Below are 21,038 nucleotides of genomic sequence, written 5' to 3' on the forward strand. Positions count from 1 at the left end.
TTCATCGCCTCCGCGCTGATCAACCGGTGCCGAAAGGACGGGCTGGAGGCCTTCATCACGACGCCGACGCCGGTGGTCACCTCCATGAACGGCGTCGAGGCGACGGGGCAGCGCCCCATGGAGTTCGTGACCGAAGCCGATGTCGTGCTGATCGGCAGCGGGGTGAAGACACGGGACGTGGTCTCCGACGACCGGCTGATCTCCAGGCTGCCGCTCGACCCTTCGCGACAGCTGATCGGGGCGCAGTGCTCCGGCGCGCTGGTGCTCGCCCGGCTCGGGCTGCTGGAGGGCATGCCCGCCTGCACGGACAAGGCGAGCCGGCCCTTCGTCGAAGCCTGCGACGTCACCGTGCTGGACGCGCCGTTCCACGCCGAGGGGAACATCGCCACGGCGGGCGGCTGCCTGGCGTCACAGTATCTGGCCGCGTGGGTGATCACCCGGACGCTCGGGGAGGACGCGGCGCGCGGCGTCCTCGACTACGTGGCTCCGGTCGGCGAGAACCAGGAGACCGTCGAGCGCGCCCTGCGGGCGGTCCGAGCGGGCGAAGCCGCACTGCGCTGACGCCCCGCGTGACAGCCGTTCGCGGTGCCGCCTCGCCGCCCGGCCGGATCGGTCGCCGTCGCGTACGGCGGCCAGGCCGTTGAACACGCCGATGTAGGCGGTGCCGTCCGGCCCCAGGGTGATCGGCGCCCAGTTGTTGTCGTATCCGGCGCCGGTGCCGACGAGCTGCTTCCACCGGGTTCGCCCCGTGCGGAAGTCGACGGCGGTGAGATACCAGGCGTCGATGCCCAGGGAGTTGGGGTCCTTGGTGTACAGGTAGAGCAGCCCGTTGCCCGTGGACAGCTTCGGCACGACGGACGGCGATCGCTCGCCGCTGTCCCACACGGTGTCGCAGCCGCTGCCGTCCTGGCGGACGTCGATACGGGTGACCCCGCCGACGACGCTCCGTCCGAAGGTGAGCGAAGTGACGTTCTCGTAGCCGTAGTTGTTCTCGACCACGAGGCTGTTTCCCCAGCTGATCAGGGAGTTGTCCGTCGTGGAGGCACCAGATCCGAAGACCGGGATCGCGCACACCAGTCGCTGTCCGGAGCGGCCGTCCGTACCGCGCCGGTAGACGAGGACGTGCATGCGGTCGTCGGCGTTGTCGGTGATCGCGACGTACCTCCCGCCGTCGCCGAAGATGTCCGGGGTGGTGCCCGAACCCTGGTTCACGGAGCCGGGCTTGGTTCTCGTCCCCCGGTCGTAGGGCTGCCGCCACACCACGGAGGGAGTCCCGTCCGCCGTGGCGGTGAACTCGTACAGCGCGTGGTCGGAGACGATCGACACGCCGTCGGAGGCGACGGAGAAGGAGTTCTGGATCTCCTCGCCTGCCAGCTGGACGGAGCGGATGGTCCCGGTGGCGGGCTCGACGGTGCCGATGCGGCCCTGCCGGGTGACCCACCAGATGCGCCCGCGCCAGTCCGGCATGACGGAGGTGACCGGGTCGCACCTCCCGCTGGGGTACAGGTTGGTCCATGTCACGCAGTCGTGGGGAACCTGCCCCGTCAGGTCCCAGTCGTCGGTGACGGTGAACTCCCAGCCGCCGTCCGGCTTCTGCTGGTGGGCGAGACGGATGATGTGCTGCCGGGAGTCCGCGAGTACCAGACAGTCCTCGTCGTCGAGGTACGAGTACGCGCCGCCGGACGTGTCCTTGAAGATCCGCGAAAAGTCCAGCCGGGTGATCGCCTCCACCGTGGACGGGCGTTGCGGCAGCTTGTACTCCGCCAGGGTCGCGAGGCTGTGCGGGTCGAGCAGCTTGACCAGGAACCCGGTGAACGTCCCGCACACGGTGACGATCCGCCCCGCCCGGTCGAACGTCACGTTGGCGCACTCACCGCCCAGCAACGCCATCCGCTCACTGCCGACCTGCGGTTGATCACCGAGCGGACCGGACCACGGGTAGGTGGCGCTGCCCCAGCCGTCCGCATGCATCCCGGACCGGCCGTTCGCCGCGAGGTACGGGTGCTGCGGGGGCTGCGCGCCCGGCAACGGCTGCGCGGCGGCCGGGGTGCCGGCGTAGGCGTCGACCAGCCGGTGACCGGGCGCCTCGGGTATCGGGTCGGCCGACGCGGGCTTGGGCCCGGCAACGGCCGTACCTGCGGCCACGGCCAGGGCGACGGCCAGGGCACGGCTGAGTGTCCTGCGGGGCATACGGCTCCTCGGGATGCGTACGACGGGTGGTCGCGCCGCCGCGACCATAAGAGCGCCGCACCGAGGAGTCCACAGAAACATGAGGATTGTTCATGATTCCGCAATGACCTGTGGGTACTCGGTGCTCTCCTCTGATCACGAACCGAGACGGTTGCGGCATGATGGCGGCGTCAGTGGCCCCGGCCCCGTCCCAGCGAAGGGTTTCGCCCCGTGAGCACCGTCCCGCCCCCCGACGGATCCGACGAGGGATCAGAGGACCAGTCCTCCATATCCGACGAGCAATGGGCGGCGTTTCTGCGGGATGCAGCCGAAGGCGACGACGCCGCCGCACCGAAGGAACCGTCGGCGCGGGCCAGGATGGTGGACCGACGGCTGAGGGCCGTACGCGGAGCGGGGCAGAAGGCCCGGAGCGCGAGGGGGCGCGTGTTCCGCGACAGGGCGGTCGCCGCGGTCCCTTGGATGGCCGCGGCCGCCGTCGTGCTCCTGGGCGCCTACCAGCAGGACCTGCTCTCGTGGGGAGGGCCGCCCTCGTCGGGCCCGGCCAAGGCGGTGACACTGCCGGGCGGAGGGATCTCCGACGGCGATCAGTGCGGAGCCAAGGGCTACCACCACTTCCCGCTCCCCGCGGCCGCCTCCTCACCCGCCCCCGAGTCCACCGACCCGAGTCCCGGCCCACAGCTGGAACTCGGCTCCTACGGCTATGAACGGCTGTCCCGCCGCACACCCGGCCGCTTCACCGTCGAGCTGCTCTTCGCACCGGGCCCGAAGGGACCGCTCAAGGTGTCCCGGACCCTGGGCGGGGAGGGAGTCGCGGTGGAGATCGAGGGCTCGGACGGACTCGTCGCAGGCGCCCACAATCTCCCTGTCACCTGGAATTCCAGCAGCGAAGGCGGCCGCGGCAAGGACAAGACGCACATCGATCTGAGCGGCGGCGGCAGCGGCGAGGTCACGCTGCCGGTACAGGCCCTGTGCCCCGGCTACGACGGCAACGCGGTGATGAAGAAGCTTCAGGCGCCGATCGACTCCTCGAACACCATCACCGGGCAGCCGCCCTACACCCTGATCGTGTCCGTGAGCGATCCGGGCATCGGAGAACTGCGCAAGTCGACCGGCTCTCCGTCCGGTGGGAACCTGCTCAGCACGAACAATCTTGTGTCCGAGGGGCCTTGAGCACGGCGTACCTCACGGCGCCTCGAGGAGGTTGCCTGATCCCGGAAAGTGCCATTCCGGATCGTTGTACATCAGCATCAGTCCCTCGGACCAGAACGCCTCCGACCGGCCGGCTGCAGACTCGGCGCGCAGCTTGAGCAGTGCGTTCGGCAGTTCACCGGCCGTGGTCGCAGACATCACCGCGTCGCGAACGTTGCGGTGGAACTCCCCGGCCAGGGTCTGCTGGTCCTGGCCGGGGCGGCGCCAGATCGCCGTGGGATGGCCCGCCAAGTGGAGCCGGTCCAGCAGCTTTCTGGAGGTGGTCGCGTTCCTGCCGCACAGGACAGGGACGGCGGTGAGTGGCAGGTCGCGCAGCGAAGCCACGTCGGGCAGCGGGAGAGCGACGGAGTCCTCCTCGCAGTCAAGCAGGACGGGCACGGGCCGACGGGAGTGCAGGGCGCGCCAGCGCTCGAGATGCTCCGCCGCGCGGTCGAACTCGTCGGGCGACGGAGGTTCCGGCTGATCCCTGTCTGCCTGCCGCATGACGACCGGTCGGACCGCTCCCAACGGGCGGCCATCTGTCTCCGACAGGCGCCATTCGTCAACGGGCAAGGACAGCAGCGTCGACGGGACGGCGGTCACCAAGGTGGCCGGCCGGCCGGGCTCGTCGCAGCGCCGAAAGGCTTCGAGGAGCGGCGACTGTAGGTGGGCAGACAAGTCCTGCACGGGAACACGTTCCGTCTCGAAGAGCCGCGACACTTCGTCGGGCCCGACTACAACCGATAGGGACGCGTCGCAGCGTTCGGGCTCCCAGCCCCGTTGCAGGACCTCCAGCAGGACGGTCCGCCGGGCTTCGTCGGGGGCCGGCCGTGGTTCATGCCTGGGCCGCAGCCGTAGCTCCGCCCCGGCTTCTGGCCCCGGACCAGGTGCCGTCAGCCGTGCGCGGCGGTCGAGCAGTTCCCCCCGTTGTACGGCGAGCTGGTGTCGGTAGCGGCTGCCGAGTGGTGCTGCGGCCTGCCGCACCCACTCCCACAGGGCGGCCTCGGCATCGGCGGTGCCGGGCGTGGTGTGGGGACGCTCGGCGGACATCACCCGCATCGCGTAGTCGAGTACGACTTCGCGTGAGTCGCCGCGGCCCGAGTGTTCGAGCAGTGCTCCCAGGCCGTCCCGCCAACTGCGCGGGGCGGGTCCGGTGAGGGACCACCGGGTGTCGAGCAGGGTGTCGAGAAGGTCGAGCAGATTGCGGGTGCTGACCGGCGGCGGCAGGTCGGCGAGCCGGCCCAGCAGTTCCATCCGCTCGTGCGGGGTGAGCGCCTGGCCGGGCCGCGACCCGAGCATTCCCTGGACGTCGGGCCACGTCGGGTGCCAGGTGTGCGGTTGGCGCTGACGGTCGCGGTGGTAGCGGTCGTGGCCACGGACCACCGCTTGGTAGATGTCGGTTCCTTCGGCGTTCGCCCCGCCCTGCGTCGCCGGCAGGGCGCGCAGCTGTTGGAGCCCGGTGGCGAGACCGCCCCTGCCGTGGTTCGCCCGCGCCTTCAGTACGGCGAAGACCTCGCCGCTCACCGGGTCGATCACGGGACCGCCGGCGACGCCGGGGGGTAGGTCGTTGTCACCCAGGCGCAGCTGAACGCCGGAGGACCAGCCGCCGATGGTGCCTTGGACGCTCAGCGTTCCGTCCAACAGTTGCAGGCGCCCACCGAAGACGGTCCATCCGGCGTAGAGGACTTGGCCCTCCGAGAAGTACACGGCCTGGCGTTCGGAGACGTACACGCAGCCGTGGTCGACCGGCCGGCTGAGCTGGACGAGCGCGAGGTCGGGGGCCGGCCACATGCCCCGAACGGCCTCGCCGGCGACCTGGTCGTTGTCCGGAAGCGTGGCCGCCACCGTGCCGGTGACGACGCCGGTGCCGCCGTCCGGCCCGGATCCGTAGACTACGGCCACTTCACCGCCGGATCCTTCGACGACCACGTGCGCGCAGGTGAGCACCCAGTTCGGGGCGACGAAGAATCCGCTGCCGAGGAAGGTGGCGGGGTCGTCCGGTGCGGTTGCGGAGGCCGCGCGGTGAATCCGTACGGTCGCCGCAATGGCTAGTTGACGCAGCAGACGACGCGTGGAGCCGGAATCGGCCGAGGCGGCCGGCAGGCCTTCTTCCGGCCGCCTGCCGCCCTGCGGTGTCAGGCTGACCGAGCAGGTGACCGACAACCCCGGCACCGGCCACGTGCGCAGCTCCCTGTGCACGGCGTGTTGAGCGGCGACCGCGTCGGTCAGTGGGTGGCGGCGGGTGAGTGGAGCCGCCTGCTCGGCGAAGTGACTCAGCAGAAGGCTGCCGATGTCGCCGGTCCCCTGGTTGACGATCGCGACCGGGTCGGCGACGTTCCAGGTCAGCTCGACCGAGGCAGTGAAACGGCCGCCCCCGGAGCTGGGCAGGGACAGCGAGGTGCCGACCCGCTGCATGGTGAGGTCGACCTCGTAGTACGTCGTGAACCGGCGCGACGGTTCGCCCTGCGGGCCGGCCGGGGCGAGGAGGGTGTGCACACCCTCACGTGTGACGATCACAATCGCCTTGCGGCCGGGCTCCGGAACGCAGTGCCGGGCCGGATCGTGCGTCGTCAGGGGACCACGGACCAGAGGGCCGTTCCCGAGGTCCGGCTCGGGGGACGCCGGGTTGAGCCGGCGGTACCAGGCGAGGGACGAGGCGTGCGGCGCGGGGCGCACGGCATCGAAATCGAGCCTCCCCGTCGGCGCGGAACTGTTCGTCGCACGGGTGTACTTCGCGTAGAGCGCGGGGGAGACCACGATCAGGGAGCCGGGGCCGGAGGCGCGCTCTACAGCCGCCTCGACCTCGGCCGGCACGACCGGTTGGCCGAGGTCTTCGGACCGCGGGACATCCCAGAACGTCACCCGGAGCGGCAGCGGATCCCCCAGCTCCCACAGCATGTCCGGCAGGTGCTGCAAGGCCGCCAGCAGGACAGGCAGGACATCGGCCCCGGGCTCGGCCACGACGGTGCAGCCGTCCTCACCGGCGACGACCTCGTACTGGTGGGGAGCGAGGTCGCCGAGGGAGAGCAGCCGGGTCACCTCATGGCCGAGCGTGTCGCGGGTGCGCGGGTCCCGGCCAAGGCTCCAGCTCCGGAAGACGATGGCGGGGCGGACGCCGTCCGGTTCGGCACCCGGGCCCCGGCGAAGCCCCTCCAGGGCGGGGTCGGCCGGGACGCCGAGCCGCTGCCGCACTTCCTCGTAGCGTTCGTACGACGCGAGTGCATCCAAGAGGCGTCCCATGCCCCGGAACGCGAGGACGCGGAGACGGTGGAAGTCCAGCCGGTCCGGATGTTGTTCCAGCAGTTCTCCGAGATCGGTCGCGGCACGCTGGAAGGCGCCCAGTTCCATGTCCAGTTCCGCGGCTCGCGCGCACAGCGACAGACGCAGGCCACGCAGCCGGACGCGGGTGGCGTCGGCGGCGGGCCCGGGGACACCCTCCAGCGGATCGCCGTACCAGAGGTCCAGGGCCGCCCCGATCCGGTCCCGGCGGGTACGGGCGTCGGCTCCTTCCAGTCCGGCGTCGATCAGCTCCTCGCATTGGAGTACGTCGATGTGGCCGCCGGCCGTGTGCAGGGCGTAGCCGTCGGAGAGGGTGGCGATGGTCCAGGGACCCAGGCATCCCAGCACCTCGATGGCCAGCAGGTCGATGCGGCGGACCGTCTCGCTGCCGCCTGGGGGGTCTGCCCATATGCCCCGGGCCAGCTCCTGGTGACGCACCCGCCGCCCGTGGTTGAGGAGCAGCAGACACAGCAGCGCCTGGGCTTCCCCGGGCGGCACGGCGATCTCCGTCGTGTCGGGGAGACTGACGTGCAGCGGCCCGAGCATCCGGAAGCTGTATGAGTCAAGCTCTTCGGCCGTCGCGAGCTGTTCTGCGGCGGCGTCCACCGACACTTCGCCCTCGCGGATCCCGTCCATCAGCTGCCTGTACCGAGCCGGTGGCACGACCTGCAGGGCCAACTCCCGCAAAAGAAATGTCAGGTCACGGAAGTCCCAGGCGGCGTCCCTGTTCCGTGACTCCTTGCCCAACGCGAACCGGCTGATCATGGTGGTGCCGTCGGGTCGCAGCAGCAGCCCGTTCATGCCTCGCTGCCCACGCACCAGACCGTGCCTGTGCAGAACGTGCAATCCGGTGACGACGTGCCGGGTCAGGCGGGCGAAGAGCCCCCATGGCACCACCGGTCCGCTTCCCCGGTGTAGTTCGCTGAGCGTCACCCCGTCCACGAACTCCACGACAAGATAGGGCCTTTCGCTCTCCATCCCGTAGTCGATCACGCGCGCGACATGCGGATCCTCGACCTCGGCCAGGGCCCGCGCCTCCCGCAGGAACCGCTCCCGATCCTGGGGCGAGGCCTGTTCCGGGTAGAGGTGCACGACCACCGGCCGGTCGGTTGCCGCGTCCACGGCCTCCCACATGCGCCGTCCCGGCCCGCGCTGCGCCACCAGCCGGTACCGTCCCGCGATGAGCCCCTGCGTCTCCGCGTCTCCGCCGAGCCGCCGTACCGTCTCCGGACTCACCATGGCGATCGCCGGGCCCGCGGCCCCGTTGCCGCCGGGCTGTGCCCGGAACGCCCCAGCCCCGAGCCCCGCCCGTTCGTCGATGAGGGCACCGATCCGCGCCAGGAACTCGCGCGTCCGGCCGCGTGCCGTTCGCGGGAGGGTGCCGAGCAGCAGTTCCCGCACTCCCGGGCGGAAGTCGTAGTGGCCCGGCTGCCCGGGGAGGGCGGTGAGCAGGCCGCTGAGGATGACTTCGGCCAGGTGCTGTGGGCGCGGATCGCTCAGCAGGGCGTGCTGGACGAGACGCATGACCGGCACCGAGGGGACGGACAGCGCCAGGTGGCCCGCGAGCCGGAAGGCTTCCTGGGAGGCGGTGGCGCGGAAGTGGACAACCAGGTCGTCCGCGGACAACGACGTGATCTCCTGGGCGGGTTCGGCGGACGGCACCGGCTGGGAAGGCAGCCAGCCCACCGCCCCCGGTGCGCGGCTGCCCTCCCGGCCGGCGATCAGGGCGGCCCAGTGGGCGAGCCAGAGCGGAGCCGGCTCCAGGACGGGAAGGGGGACGGCGAGCGGTGGTGCGGGCAGAACATCCGGGTCGTGCGGGGTGAAGGAGAGCGTGGCGTTCGTGGCGGCCGTGCCCGGGGCGGTGAGCAGGCCGGGTTCGGCGGGCAGGGCAGTCGCGGCCCACAAATGCTCGGGCAGTGGTTGTACGACGGCCACGGGCATGCGGCCGGCCCAACGCCGCAGGGTGTCGTACCAGCGGCGCCCCGCGGGCCCGGGCCGCCACTGCGGGCCCATGCAGTCACTGATGACCAGCGTGACTGTGCGGCCGTCGGCCGGGGCGGGAACGTGGCGGACACGGCCGTCGGGGAAGGCCGGGTGCACGGTGACCATGCGGAAGATGCCCGACTGGGCCACGGCGGTGTGCAGTTCGCCCACCAAGGGCCGCCACATCGGCATGGTGGGGCCGGTGTCGTACACAAGGTGGAGCCGCAGCCAGCGGTCGGGCGCCGGACGCAGGACGGGAAGCCACGCCGCCGGACGCGCCCCGAGGCGCGCGATCCGGTCGGCCGTCGCCCGTTCGTCCAGGAGTCGGGCGTCCGGCGACGGCACGGTGCGCTTCAGCGGGCGCAGGGCACGCTGGAGTGCCAGCGGCCGGCGCAGCATCGGCGGCGCGGGAGCGTGGAGTGACGGTCCACGCGAGGTGCCGACCGCTGACCCAGGCCCAGGCCCCGCGGGCATGTGCAGGGGGACCCGGGTGTCGCCTGCCGGGCTCCCGGGCGGTCCGGACGGTCGCGGCTCGACCTGCGCCGGTGCGCCGACGGGAGCGCCCTGTCCGGCCGGGAGATGGGTGCCGCCCCGCATCGGGCGGCGGGCGGCTCGGGCACCGGACTCGGACGGGGCCCCGTCCTGCGCGTCTGCCAACTGCTGTGCGAACCACAGAAGGTCCGCCAGTTCCCGCGGAGTCGGGCCACCACCGGCTTCCGTGGCGCCGGCTTCCACGGCAGCCGTCAGGACGGCGGCGAGCCTGGCGACGGCCGAAGCATCGCGCGTCTCCGCCGCGTTCCTTGGTTCAGCTGCCATCGGCTCTCGCATCCGCGTCGAGATGCGGCATCAGCTGCTCGGCCAGCTGTTCCCGGGAGTCGGCGTCGAGGCCGGCGATGCCAGTGAGATAGATCGCGTTCAGGAGCTGGTCGGTGGCGAGTTCCCCTTGGCCGGCCCGTTCGAGAAACGCCCGGATGAGAGAGACGGCTTGGTCGTCCGGGTCGCCGAGGTGGGCGCGGACGATCTCGGTGAGCTGATCCCTGTCGGGGCGGCGCAGCCGCAGCTGGACACAGCGGCGCAGGAACGCCGGCGGGAACTCCCGCTCACCGTTGCTGGTGAGGACGACGAAGGGGAAGGCGCGGCAGCGGACCCGGCCGCGGGTGACGGTGACCGGGGTGTCCGTGCCGTCCGCCAGGACCTGTGCCATGCCGTCGGCGTGGCGGGCCGCGCGGACCAGCTCCGGGATCTCGTACTGCCCCTCCTCGAGGATGTTCAGCAGGTCGTTGGGCAGATCCAGATCACTCTTGTCGATCTCGTCCACGAGCAGGGCGCGCGGGCGGTCGTGGGGGAGCAGCGCGGTTCCGAGGGGACCCAGGCGCAGATGGTCCTCGACCTGGTCCGGGAGGCGCTGGTCCCTGTGACCGGCGTCGCCGCCGTCCGCGCCGGGCCGGGCGGCGTACAGACGCGAGAGCGGATCGTACTGGTAAAGGGCGTCGGTGAGGGTGCTGCGGCTGGTGATGTTCCAGCGCAGGACGGGCCCGAGCCGCAGTTCGCGGGCCACGGCGTACGCGAGAGAGGACTTGCCGGTCCCGGGCGGGCCAGTGACCAGCAGGGGGCGGCGCAGGCAGAGCGCGGCGTTGACGAGCTGGACGCTCTGCGGGGTGGCGACGTACGTCCGGGCGCGGTGCACGCGGTCCGGGGAGACCGCAGCTTCGTCGTCCGTGTCGCGGGGCGGGGGCAGCGCGGGGCCGCCGTCGAACGCCCGCCACGGCGGCGGGAGCGGCAACTGCTCGATGCCGTCGTGCGGCTCGCTGTTGCCGGTGTAGACGGACCAGTGGGGCATGGGAGGGTCTCCGGATCCGGGGGCGGGGGCTGCGTTCACGCGACGGGCGAGCGGGTGTGGGCGGCAGTGGGGTGCGGGTCGGGGAAGCAGCGCGGGTCGTCCCACAGCAACTGGATGTCCTGGGCCCAGTGCGCGGCCGGGTCGTCCGCCGTGTAGGCCGCACGCCGCAGTTCGCGGACACGACGCGGTAGTTCGGCGGGCGGCACGCGCGCGAGGTCCTTGGCCAGCCGATCCAGGAACGCGGCTCCGCCGCAGTCGTCACCGCCTGGGCAGGGCGTCTCCTTGGCATCCTCTTCGGTGCCGCAGCCGTTGCGCGACCATAGGATGGCCGGGACCGGCGCGGTGACGACGCAGTTCTCGAAGTGGCGGCGAGTGCGGGCCGCCTGCGGTGTCGCGGCGAAGCCGGCGAGGCACGCGTCCGATTCCCATAGTCTGCGCAACAATTGCTTAGGCTCGATGCGGCCGTCGCACTCGACGCGCTCGATCCGCGAGCCGGCGAGGTCGTCGAGGCGGCTCCACGCCTGGGTCAGGGCGTGCCGGGTCTGTGGCCTGCGCCGTGCGTGGTCGGTGACGACGAGCGGATGGACGCAGCCGAGCGGCGTGTCGTTGTCCGGGTTGCTCTCCCAGGAGTCGACGGGCCAGTCGAGCCAGTCCCTGGGCACCGAGAACGTGATCAACTGGTCGGCGCCGGGCGTCAGATAGGGGATGGCGGTGTCGATGCCGTCCCGGACGAACGCGGGTAACCGCGCGAGGGCCACCGTGCCCCGGGCGACCGGGTGGCGCCACCCGCCGCTGAAGGTCGACACCTCGACGCGCACTCGGTCGTCGCCGGCGCCGCTGTGCCGCAACTCGACGAGGATGGGAGACCAGTCGGGCCGCGGTCCTGGTCTGGGCCCCGGTGCGTCACTGCGGAGCAGGGCGTCCAGCCGGTCCGCGAACCGGGCGACGGTCTTTGCGGCGTCGCGGCCGTCCAGTTCGGACAGGACGAACAGGGCAGCCGACAGCAGCGAGTCGAACCCCTCCCGCGGCGCGGGTGGGTCGTAGGGGCCCGCCGCGGCGTTGTAGAGCCGCACCGGATCACACACAACGCCCGCGAGGACGGCCTTCTCAGCAAGTTTCAGCAGGCGTACCCGGTCGTCGGCCGCACGGCGTGACGCGGGAACCAGGCCCCGGAGGCCGGGCCAGTAGCGCTCCATGACCCGGGTGGGCATCATCCGGCCGACCAGCACGCCCTGGGCAGTCGCCATGGCCGTGACCATGCCGACCACCGTTCCGTCGTCGAGCGCCACGGCCGCACCGCTGAAGCCGACGTCCAGCGGCTGCCCGTGCGCCGTGCGCGCCTCCAGCTGAACCCATTGATCCCAGATGAGCGGCCCCGGCAGGGCCCGACACGAAGCGAGCATGCCCTCGTCGCAGCCCGGCGGGAAGCCGTACGCGATCAACTCCGGGGAGGGCGTGCCATGCTCGGCGCCGGGCGGGGCGAACGTGGCCGGAGCGAGGTGCACCGGTTGGTCCAGTTCGAGGACGGCCAAATCACCATGGTCGGTCAGGCTGCCGGACCAGCCGCCGCTCCCGACGACTCGCGCCGCCAAGGGCGGGGACGCGGGACGCTGCGGGAACGACACGGTCACCCCGGACGCGTCGCTGCCGCCCACGACATGAGCACACGTCAGGACCTTGGTCGGGGCCACCAGGAAACCCGCGCCGACCACCTGGCCCCGGAACTCGATGCGGGCCTGCCACTCGGCGCTCATGACGAAACGGAGTCCCCCGAGAATGTCGGAGACCCGGTCGGCTCGCCGGCGGGAGGTTCCAGCGCCGGTACGTCACCGACGACTCCGCCATCGGTCCCGACATATACCGGACCCTTCATGACGCGCCCCCCGGGTCATCACATCGCCGTGCCACTCGCAGGCCCATTCTTACGGACGCCGCTTGGTGCTGTCCCCGGTTCTGCCGAGCCGGTGTCGGGATGCCTGGCCTGGTCGGTGCGCAACGGCAAGCAGGTGCATGTGAATTGGCAGTCGATCGGAATACGGCACGGCCGGCCGCAGACAGTGTTGGGGGCCTCTCAACTGCCGCTGTTGCTCGCCATCTCGTGGAGGTGCACCAACGCGCCCTTCACCACGTGTTGGTGGTGCCACGTCAGCCACTGGCCGACGGTGGCGGCGGTGTGGGCGAGGGCCTGGTGCTGGGTGAGGGAGAAGCCGGTCAGCGGGCGCGGGTGATGAGAGGAGATCACCCCGAGGAGGCTGCCCTGCTCGTCGAGAATCGGCACGCTGTGGCAGGCTCGGCTTCCCGCGTGCAGGATGACGCGGCGCGAGGCTTCGTCGAAGACGGTGGCGGTGGAGACGTCTCGGACGGTCACCTGTCGGCGTTGTTCGGCAGCCTGCGCGCAGGATGTGTGATCGCCGTCGACGAACGCGAAGTAGTCGGTGAACCGCCGGTTCAGGCCGATGTGCTTCTCCAGGCGCAGCAGACGCTGCTCTGCCAACTGCAGGTTTCCCATGTGCGTCCGGGTGATGCGGAGCACCTGACGGAGGCCGGCGTTGAGCACGGCTCCGAGAGGGACGGCGGTGCCATTGGTCCCGCTGAGCGGCAGCCCGGTCAGTGGCGGTGCTGAGTGCTTCTCATGGCGGGGCAGCCACGTGCCAGGATCACTGTCAGGACCTGGCATCCTGACGACCGCGGCAGCGAGAGTGTGCACCTTGGTGTTGTGCTGCTGCGAGGCACCGCGGAGCAGCTCGAACGCCTGGTCGAGTGAGGTGAGCCGGTAGCGCTCCAGCAGCACCCCCTGTGCGGCCGTGACGGCCGAGTGCGCCAGCAGCCTGTTGCGCAGGGCCACGTTCTCCTGCCGAAGTTGCTCCGAGGCGTCGCGCTCGTCGCCTGCACGGGGTGAGAGTGCCTGGCGCTCGGCTTCCTGAGTCACGGTCGGGCTCCTCGGGGCAGGGATGTGCGGCGTCGTCCGGCGCATGTGATGCGTTGCGTCGGGTGCCTCTTGCCCAAGCACTCCTCACGGACACTAACGCGCTCATCGCGGCACATGGAAATCAGCCGCCCGACCTTGGCGCGAACGAGCCGTCCCGCACGGGAGACCGCCGGAGGCACCAGGTTTCGTTCGGAAGGCGCCGGTCATCCGTGAGTGGGCAGGGGCAGGTCCGGAGGCGAAACACGGGAGGCACCGTGGCGAAGAAGATCCTTGTGGTCGACGATTCCGATGTGGTCCGCAGGTCCGTCGGGAACGTTCTGCGGCAGAACGGGTTCGACGTGACGGAGGCGGCCGACGGCGGGGCCGCGCTGGACCTGCTCGCCGCGCAGGGCACCTATGACGCGATCATCACCGACCTCATGGTGCCGGAGGTGGACGGGGTCACGCTGATCCGCGAGACACGGAAGGACGAGCGCTACACGGCCACGCCCATCATCGTGCTGGCCGCGAAGCCGGAGCCGGCCAAGGTGGACGAGAGCGAGGAGGCCGGCGCCACGGGCTGGCTGGTGAAGCCGTTCGGCGACGCGCAACTGCTCGCCGAACTCGGCCGGGTGCTGCGGTAGTCCGGAGCCGAGGACCGCCGACCGGAGCCGCGTAGTCGAGTTCGCCGAGCAGGCGTACGCGGCCGGCGCGGGCCGGGTCGCGGTCGGCCATCTCCATCACGGCGCGGGCTCGACGCGTGTCCCACCGGCGCCGGCGCCGGGCGGCGGGTGCTGATCAACGTGTGCGCAGGTTCGTGGTGGTGGCGCCGGTGCGATCGCGCAGCAGCGCGCGCAGAGTGGCGGCGTGCTCGTAGCCGACCTTACGGGCGATGGTCTCGAGCGACAGATCAGTGGTCCGCAGCAGATGCGTGGCCTGTTCGACGCGCAGGTCCTGGACGAACCGTACCGGCGTGGTGTTCAGGACGCGGCGGACGGTGCGCTGAAGGGTGCGCTCACTGACACCGAGGGCGCGCGCGGCCTCGGCCAGGCTGTTCGGGGTGTCGAGGTGCTGGCGCGCCCACCGCTCGAACGCGGCGATCAGAGGGTCGCTCTGGGCGAGGGCACTCGGGATGGTGTACGCGGACTGCGAGGGGCGTTCGTCGACGACGAGGTAGCGGGCGACGAGATCGGCCAGGGCCGGGCTCGCCATCCGTACGACGGCGAGGGCGAGATCGACGTGTCCGAAAGCGGCTCCCGCCGTGGTCACACCCTGCGACGTGGTCACCATGCTGCTCTCGTCGAGCGCGACCGCGGGGTAGCGGCGCCGGAAGACGGGCGCCAGCCACCAGGTGGTCGTCGCCCGGCGGCCGTCGAGGATGCCCGACTCGGCGAGCAGGAAGGTGCCCGTGCAGGCCGAGGCGACGGGGGCACCCAGGCCCCGGCGGTCGGCGACCAGCTCTCGTACCCCGGCCAGGCCGGGACCCGCGACCCGCTCCAGGAGGGCATCGGGTCGGCGCTCGGCGAGTGCGGGGACGAGCAGCAGGTCACCGGTGTTCGCGGCGGTGGCGGGCTCGGCCGTGACGATATGTCCGGCGCCGGTGCGCACCTGCCGGCTGAAGCCGATCGTCCTGACGTTCCAGGCCGGTGGCGGCTGAGGGAGTTCGCCGCGCATCGCGTTGGCCGCCTCCAGGACGTCCAGCGCCGCACAGAGCCCCGAGTCGAACACGCCGTCGTAGACGAGCACCGAGACGTCCATGTCGGGAACGGTATCAGAGATGTCGTTTCCGACACTGGGAGCGGACGGGCCGGCGACATAGCGTGAGTGGTGTCCCCGGCGAGGGGACACGCGACCGCGCCGCCGGCCGTCCGGACCCGCGTGCCGCGCGCTCGCACCGGGGTGCCCCACCGCGGCACCGAACCGAGCCGAAGGAACCCACCGTCATGAACAACATCGGTCTGCTGGCCCGCATCGAGGCCAAGCCGGAGTACGCAGATGAAGTCGCCCGGATGCTGACCGAGGCCCTGCACCTCGCCGAGGAGGAGAAGCGGACCGTCAGCTGGTTCGCCTTCCGGGAGGACGCCAACACCTTCGGTGTCTTCGACACCTTCGAGAACGACGAGGACCGCACGGAACACCTGCGCGGACGGATCGCCGCCGCGCTCATGGGGGCCGCGGAGACCATGCTCGCCTCGGCGCCCGACATCCGGCCCGTCGACGTGCTCGCGGCCAAGCTCCCCTGAGCAGCCGGGTACGCCAGGCACCGCGCCCACGACACTCCGAAGGACAGGAGATCCACCGACCATGACATCGATGCCCCCCGCTCCGGCGACGGACACCGAAGCCCCGCACGGCACGGGCGGCACCGTCCGCTCACGCACCCATACGTGGGCGCCGCCCACCGGCTACACCGACGGCGCCGGCCGCTCGGGTCTTGAGGTGCTCCAGCTCTGTCTCGAGGGCCGGCTGCCCCAGGCACCGATCTGCGGAACGCTCGGATTCCGCCTCGTGGCGGCGGAGCACGGCCGGGCCGTCTTCGCGGGCGAACCCGCCGAGCACCTGCTCAACCCCATGGGCACGGTGCACGGCGGCTTCCTCGCCACGCTCCTCGACTCGGCCCTCGGCAGCGCGGTGATGTCGACGCTCCCCGTGGGGCGCGCCTACACCACGATCCAACTCGGTGTGCACATGGTGCGCCCCGTCTTCGCGGACACCCCGAGCCTGCGCTGCGAGGGCACCGTGATCCACGCGGGCCGCACCACCGCGACCGCCGAGGCCAGGGTCACCGGCACGGCCGACGGCAAGCTCTACGCGCACGCCACCACCACCTGCGCGATCTTCGAACTGCCCAAGGGGAGCTGACCGAGCGGCCGAACCGCAGCCCCGGTCTGCGGTCGGCCCGCCGGCCGGGACACTGACCGACGCCCGGTGCCCCGGCCGGCGGCTGCCCCCACGCCGTATCATCAAGATCCAACCGTGGTGAGGCACTTACTCACTCCAGAGGCACCGCAGGGCCCCTCGCGCACGCATCCGCGCCGAGAACACCAAGCCCCCCGATCTCAATTCCGGCACGATGGTGCCCCGTGCACCACGTCCTGCACGGATTGGCCATGGTGTCCTGATCGATCCCGGTACCGGCAACGCGTGTGCCTGCCCACCGATGCGGAGCAGACTCGGGTGAGCGGACGGGAACAGATGCCCGTCCGCTCACCTCCGCCCGCCCTTTTCAGCTCGCCACTCTCAGCTCGCCGCCGTGAACGTGTAGCTGCCGGCCGGCAGGTGGTAGCTCGCCGAACCCGCCGGGACCGCCTGGGCAGGGGCGACGACCGACTCCGGGCGTGAGGTCGGGACGGTCACGGCGGCGGAGGTGTTGACAGGCACGGTGACCTGAAGTCGCAGCTGTCCGTCGGAGATCGACCAACTGCTCGACGCGCTGCCGAACGGTGTGTCGTAGGTGCTGCGCGCGGAGGTCAGGCCGCCGCCGGGGCGAGGAGCGATGCGCAGCGAGGCGTAGCCGGGGCTTGCGGGACCGAGACCGCCGACGTGGCGGTAGAGGAAGTCGCCGACCGAGCCGAGACCGTAGTGGTTGAACGAGTTCATCCCCGGGTCGTTGAACGAACCGTCGGTCCGGATGCCGTCCCAGCGCTCCCAGATCGTGGTGGCTCCCTGGTCGATCATGTAGCCCCAGCCAGGGAAGCCGCGCTGCAGCAGGATCTGGTACGCGGTGTCGACGTGCCCGTGGTTCGCCAGTACGGGCAGCAGGTTCTCGACGCCGAGGAAGCCCACGCTGAGATGCCCGTTCGTCGCCGCGACCTTGGCGGCCAGCTTGTCCGCGGCCGGCCGGACCAGGGACGCGGGCAGCAACTCGAAGGCCAGGGCCAGCACGTAACCGGTCTGGGTGTTGCCGCGGACGGTGCCGTCGTCCGTGACGAAACGCGCGACGAAGGCCGCCGCCACCTGGTCGGCCAGCCGCCCGTAGGACGTGGCCTCGGACGTGCGGCCGGTGGCCGCCGCCATCCGCGAGACGAGGCGGGCCGACCAGGCGAAGTACGCGGTGCAGATGAGGTCCTGCGCCGTGTTGTCGTTGACGTTGAGCCAGTCACCGAAGGTCTGCTGATTGCGTATCAGATCGCTCCCGGCGGTGCTGCGCAGATAGTCGACCCAGCTAGCCATCCCCGCGAAGTGCCGGTCGACGACGGCGACGTCGCCGAAACGCTGCCACAGCGTGTACGGAATGATCGTGCCCGCGTCTCCCCAGCCGGCCGTGCCGGAACCGCTGATCACCGCGGGCGCGACGTCGGTGAATGCGCCGTTGGACTGCTGGGCGTCCGTCAGGTCGTCGGCGAACTTGGCGAGGAAGGTGTGCGTGTCCAGGTTGAAGGTGGACGTCGCGCAGAAGGCCGCGATGTCGCCGGTCCAGCCCAGCCGCTCGTCCCGCTGGGGGCAGTCGGTCGGAATCGAGAGCATGTTGCTGCGCTCGCCCCACACGATGTTGTGCTGGAGCTGGTTGATCAGCGTGTCCGAGGTGGTGAACGTCCCCGGCTGTGCGGCGTCCGTCCACACCGCGCGACCGGTGACGGTCTCGTTGTCGGGTTTGAAGTCGGCGGGGAGGCCGCTGAGTTCGACGTAACGGTAGCCATGGACGGTGAAGCGGGGCTCGTACGTCTCGGTGTGCCCGGTGCCGGCGAGGGTGAACCGGTCGGTGGCCTGGGCGGCGCGCAGGTTGGTGGTGTAGAGCGTGCCGTCGGGATTGAGGACCTCGCCGTGCCGGACGGTGACCGTGGTCCCCGCGTCGCCGCTGAGCGCGATGCGGTTCCAGCCGGTGAAGTTCTGCCCCATGTCGAAGATCCACACCCCGGACTGCGGCTGCGTGTGCGTCACGGGACGGAACTCCTGCTGGACGGTGACCCCGTTGTCGACCTGGGCGACCAGAGGGGGTGCGGTCCCGTCGTGGACGGCCGCGGCGGCCCAGCCGCCGTCGTCGAAGTCGGCGCCGTCCCAGCCGTCGATGTGCAGACGCGCGTCGTAGGTCTCGCCGTTGTACAGGTCGTCCGCCCTGATCGCTCCCGTGTTGACCTTCCAGCTGCCGTCCGTCGTCACCAGCTGGGCGGTGCCGTCGGTGAAGGTGATGAGCAGCTGTGCGGCGTACCAGGGCTGTGTGCCGTACCGCTGGCTGCCGGCGAAGCCCAGGCTGCCGGAGTACCACCCGTTGCCCAGCCAGGCACTGAGCGCGTTCGTTCCCTGCCGGATCTGTTCGGTGACGTCGAAGACCTTGTACTGCAGGCGCTTGGTGTAGTCGGTCCAGCCGGGAGCCAGCACGTCGTCCCCGACCTTCGCGCCGTTGAGCCGGGTCTCGTGCAGCCCCAGCGCGGTGGTCAGGAGCCGGGCGGAGGCCACCCGCTTGCCCACGGTGAACCTCTTGCGCAGGAGCGGTGCGGGCCGCACGACCCGGACGTTGGATCCCCAGGGGCCGCTTCCGTACGAGGTGACCGCACGCGCCGCCGGCCACGCGCCGTCGTCGTAGCCGGGGGCCTGCCAGCCGGACGGCGCGTCCTGGTACGACTTCCACGACGCGTCGGTGACGACGGTCGGTCCGCCGGTCACCGTCAGCTTGGCGACGAGTCCGGCCGGGGACTGACTGGTGTTCCGGCAGGCGATCGCGATCGTGTTGTGGCCAGTCGTCAGATGGGCGGTCACATCGACCAGGGCGGCGCTCTTCCAGGAGTCGGTCACCCGGGGCGACGTGCTCACCAGGGTCCCGTTGATCCAGACGTCCGCGGTGTCGTCCCCGGTGATGACCAGGCTCGCGCGGGTCGGTGCACCGGTCAGGCCGAAGGTGCGCCGGAAGTAACGGGTCCCGGCGGGGACGCCTGCTGCGGGATCGCCCTCGGGGTACCAGATCCAGCCGGCCCCCGACAGGTCCGGGCCCGCCGGTCCGCCGATGAACGCGGCGCGCCACTCGTCGGCCGGCGCCAGCAGCCCGGTCTCGAACCACTGCGGCTTGCTCCACGCGCCCGTCCGGCCCTGGGCGTCCCAGACCCGCACGCGCCAGAAGTAACGCGTCAGGCTTGCCAGGGAGCGACCGGCGTAGGAGATGTCGATCTGCCGGTCGGACGGGACACGGCCGCTGTCCCACAGGTCGCCGGTGCCGTCGGCCTGCGAGGAGACCTGGATCTGGTAGCCGGCCTGCCGCTGCTGCGGCGCCGTCGAGTCCAGCTTCCAGCCGAACCGCGGATGCGCCGCGTCGATCCCCGACGGGCTGGTGCGGTGCTCCACGGTGCAGGTGCCCATGCTGAGCGGCGACGGTGCCGTGAGGTCGGGAGCGGCCACCCCGGTGTTCCAGGGAGCGGTTCCGTAGGCGCCGAGGTCCCGGGCGGCGGGCCAGCTGCCGTCGCCGAAGCCGGGCTGCTCCCATCCTTCGGGCGCGTCCTTGCCCGCGGACCAGCCGCTGCCGGTGACGACGTCGGTCGTGCCCCCGGAGGTCAGGACGCGCAACCGCCCGATGACACCCGCGGGGCCGCCCTGGTTCCGGCCGGCCAGTGCGATGGTGTTGGTACCCGGCGTCAGAGCGGGCCGCAGGTCCACATACAGGGCCCTGCGCCAGGAGTCGGCGACTCTGGGCGACCCGGCGACAGGCTTTCCGTTCAGCCACACGTCGACGGTGTCGTCACCCGTGACGACGAGCTGCGCGTCGGTCACCTCGCCCTCGGCGACGGTGAATCTGGTGCGGAAGTACCGGTGTCCGGTCGGGGCGTCGGTGCGCGGATCCCCTTCCGGATACCAGATCCAGTGGGCCGGGGAGAGCCCGACGGGCTCCGCCTGCGGTGCGCGGGTACCCGCCTGGGCACGGCCCGGGAACGCGCCGAGGGCGCTTGTGGCGAGGGCGCCCGCGGCCACCGCCGACGCTGTGCCGAGGAAGTGCCTTCGGCTTACGGGCGGTTGGGAGTGGGGGGTGGGCGAGTCGGGGTTGGGGGGAGTGGGGGGAGTGGTCTGGCCGGCCAACGGGGTTCTCCTTCACACGGGGTGGGCGAAGCAGGACGAATCGGCTGAGCGGCGGACCTGGACGGGGGTCATGGGTCCGGGTCCGGGGACAGGCTTGGTGGAGCGCACATGCGGGTGGAGCGGGTGGCAAGATCGCACAGAGATTTGCTTGAAACGTTTCAAATTCTCAATGCGGTCGCAACTTATGAGAGTTGGCGAGTGCCGTCAAGGGATGCGTACCGTCGTTCCGGACGCGTACGAGGTCACTCGCCGAGGCGTCCGGCTACGCCGTCGCCCACGCCGGAATGGCTCTCGACATCGCCCCGCGGCCACCGCGCCTCGGCTCTCAGGGCTTCACCCCACAGCGTCGCGCGATCACCTTGAGACGTTCCAATTCGTGTCCGGCCCGCGGCCGGGTCGGCCCAGGCGTCGCCGAGGCCGTCGATTCGGTCCTGGGCCCGAGACGGATCGCCCAGGGCTCGCTCCGGCTCAGCAGCGGACAGACGAACGTACTCGCAGTGGATTCCCGTGCCGGCGAACGCTGGAAGCAGGGTCTGACAAGCGCTTCCTCATCCGGGGTCAGACCTTCCGCGTCATCATGCGCGGCCGTAAGTATGTATTTTCCGGGCGGGTTGCGACCCCGGGGGTGGATGCGGGACGGTTGTCGTA

General features: G+C 71.2%; 11 protein-coding genes. 4 read left to right on the forward strand and 7 right to left on the reverse strand.

Annotated elements, in window-relative coordinates; translation table 11 throughout:
- Positions 1 to 408: 408 nt before the first annotated feature.
- Entirely contained in the window at positions 409 to 2,190 is a 1,782-nt protein-coding gene (locus AC07CM_RS31510) for a hypothetical protein (protein WP_478879867.1), read from the reverse strand.
- Positions 2,191 to 2,400: 210 nt separating this feature from the next.
- On the opposite strand from AC07CM_RS31510, the gene AC07CM_RS31515 reads away from it, so the two are divergent.
- Positions 2,401 to 3,360, forward strand: a complete 960-nt coding sequence (locus AC07CM_RS31515) for a hypothetical protein (protein ID WP_478879868.1) — start codon at positions 2,401 to 2,403, stop codon at positions 3,358 to 3,360.
- A 12-nt stretch (positions 3,361 to 3,372) separates the two neighbouring features.
- On the opposite strand, the gene AC07CM_RS31520 is transcribed toward AC07CM_RS31515, so the two are convergent.
- From AC07CM_RS31520 to AC07CM_RS31535, 4 genes are all read right to left on the reverse strand, one after another.
- Entirely contained in the window at positions 3,373 to 9,456 is a 6,084-nt protein-coding gene (locus tag AC07CM_RS31520; RefSeq protein WP_478879869.1) for an SAV_2336 N-terminal domain-related protein, read from the reverse strand.
- Positions 9,446 to 10,480: an AAA family ATPase gene (locus AC07CM_RS31525; protein WP_478879870.1), complete on the reverse strand. Its 1,035-nt coding sequence runs from the start codon at positions 10,478 to 10,480 to the stop codon at positions 9,446 to 9,448. The genes AC07CM_RS31520 and AC07CM_RS31525 overlap by 11 nt, the downstream gene beginning before the upstream one ends.
- 35 nt (positions 10,481 to 10,515) lie before the next feature.
- A complete protein-coding gene (locus AC07CM_RS31530) occupies positions 10,516 to 12,234 on the reverse strand; it encodes a VMAP-C domain-containing protein (RefSeq protein WP_478879871.1) in 1,719 nt (572 codons plus the stop codon).
- Positions 12,235 to 12,551: 317 nt separating this feature from the next.
- Positions 12,552 to 13,409 carry an ANTAR domain-containing protein gene (locus AC07CM_RS31535; protein ID WP_478879872.1) on the reverse strand — a complete coding sequence of 286 codons (858 nt, stop codon included), beginning with the start codon at positions 13,407 to 13,409 and terminating at the stop codon, positions 12,552 to 12,554.
- Between the two features lie 254 nt (positions 13,410 to 13,663).
- On the opposite strand from AC07CM_RS31535, the gene AC07CM_RS31540 reads away from it, so the two are divergent.
- Entirely contained in the window at positions 13,664 to 14,032 is a 369-nt protein-coding gene (locus AC07CM_RS31540; RefSeq protein ID WP_478879873.1) for a response regulator, read from the forward strand.
- A gap of 154 nt (positions 14,033 to 14,186) precedes the next feature.
- Here the strand turns inward: AC07CM_RS31540 and AC07CM_RS31545 are convergent, their stop codons facing one another.
- Positions 14,187 to 15,146: a GlxA family transcriptional regulator gene (locus tag AC07CM_RS31545; protein ID WP_478879874.1), complete on the reverse strand. Its 960-nt coding sequence runs from the start codon at positions 15,144 to 15,146 to the stop codon at positions 14,187 to 14,189.
- Positions 15,147 to 15,331: 185 nt separating this feature from the next.
- On the opposite strand from AC07CM_RS31545, the gene AC07CM_RS31550 reads away from it, so the two are divergent.
- A complete protein-coding gene (locus AC07CM_RS31550) occupies positions 15,332 to 15,631 on the forward strand; it encodes a putative quinol monooxygenase (RefSeq protein ID WP_478879875.1) in 300 nt (99 codons plus the stop codon).
- Positions 15,632 to 15,692: 61 nt separating this feature from the next.
- Positions 15,693 to 16,250, forward strand: a complete 558-nt coding sequence (locus tag AC07CM_RS31555; RefSeq protein ID WP_478879876.1) for a PaaI family thioesterase — start codon at positions 15,693 to 15,695, stop codon at positions 16,248 to 16,250.
- 378 nt (positions 16,251 to 16,628) lie between these two features.
- Here the strand turns inward: AC07CM_RS31555 and AC07CM_RS31560 are convergent, their stop codons facing one another.
- Positions 16,629 to 20,285 carry a family 78 glycoside hydrolase catalytic domain gene (locus tag AC07CM_RS31560; RefSeq protein WP_478879877.1) on the reverse strand — a complete coding sequence of 1,219 codons (3,657 nt, stop codon included), beginning with the start codon at positions 20,283 to 20,285 and terminating at the stop codon, positions 16,629 to 16,631.
- Positions 20,286 to 21,038 lie beyond the last annotated feature (753 nt).

The organism is Streptomyces sp. NPDC044061, assembly GCF_056434305.1.